The sequence below is a fragment of the Micromonospora sp. ATCC 39149 genome (genome assembly GCF_000158815.1).
In the GTDB taxonomy this organism is placed as follows: Bacteria; Actinomycetota; Actinomycetes; order Mycobacteriales; family Micromonosporaceae; genus Micromonospora.
This window is the reverse complement of sequence record NZ_GG657738.1, coordinates 3,524,224-3,524,705: the sequence shown is the minus strand read 5'-3', so window position 1 is coordinate 3,524,705 and position 482 is coordinate 3,524,224. Positions and strand designations below refer to the sequence as shown.

The following is a 482-nucleotide window of genomic DNA, read 5'->3' as shown; positions in this document are numbered from 1 at the left end:
TGTCGGCGAGCAGCCCCCACTCGAACCGGGTCCGCAGCCGATCCTCCAGTGTCGCGAGCTGCTTCGGCGACCGGTCGGAGGTGACCACGATCTGCTTGTTGGCGTTGTGCAGGGTGTTGAAGGTGTGGAAGAACTCCTCCTGGGTCCGCTCGCGGTTCTCCAGGAACTGGATGTCGTCGATCAGCAGGATGTCGACGTCGCGGTAGCGGCGCTGGAACGCGCTCGTCTTGTCGTCGCGCACCGAGTTGATGAAGTCGTTGGTGAACTCCTCGGTCGAGACGTACCGGACCGAGCGGGCGTTGCCCAGCGTCGTGGCGTAGTGGCCGATGGCGTGCAGCAGGTGGGTCTTGCCGAGCCCGGAGCTGCCGTAGATGAACAGCGGGTTGTACGCCTTTCGCCGGAGACTCGGCGACCGCGACGGACGCGGCGTGCGCGAACCGGTTGGACGAGCCGATGACGAACGTCTCGAACATGTACTTCGG

General features: G+C 64.9%; 1 pseudogene. It reads right to left on the bottom strand.

Annotation, left to right across the window (positions count from 1 at the left end):
* Positions 1-482, bottom strand: a pseudogene (locus tag MCAG_RS14950) (DnaA ATPase domain-containing protein); the annotation flags it as partial.